Genomic DNA, 372 nt, shown 5'->3' with positions numbered 1-372 from the left:
TATATCATTCCAAGTGTGTTTAACAAATTGCTCATAATGAGCTTCTTTATAATTTAATTTTTTTTCACTTAATAAATGACTTACTACCAATTTCATGTTATCATATAGGTATAAATAATTATCTTCTACTTGTAGATTTAGTTTCTTACCTATATATTCAATTGGTACCGAATATTGATTGGACTTGTAAGAAATCATTGCTTGTTTATTTACTTTTACTTGTAGGGTTGTTATTTTATAGCGATTCCTTATTTTCTCATGTGGTAATGGTAGTAAGGAATCTTTTTCTTTTTGTAAACTGATTATTGGAATCTCTCTTGTTGTTTGATGCACTTGTAGGTTCCATCTCATCATTATTTTATTCACCAATTC

The 372-nt window shown here is 27.2% G+C and carries 1 protein-coding gene; it reads right to left on the bottom strand.

The genetic code is table 11. The features are described from left to right. A partial coding sequence (locus HMPREF3186_RS09205; RefSeq protein WP_419865830.1) for a Mu transposase domain-containing protein occupies positions 1–354 on the bottom strand: 354 nt, incomplete at its 3' end. Between the last annotated feature and the right edge of the window lie 18 nt (positions 355–372).

The organism is Gemella haemolysans (assembly GCF_001553035.1).
Taxonomy (GTDB): domain Bacteria; phylum Bacillota; class Bacilli; order Staphylococcales; family Gemellaceae; genus Gemella; species Gemella haemolysans_B.
This window is presented reverse-complemented; position numbering and strand designations above follow the sequence as displayed.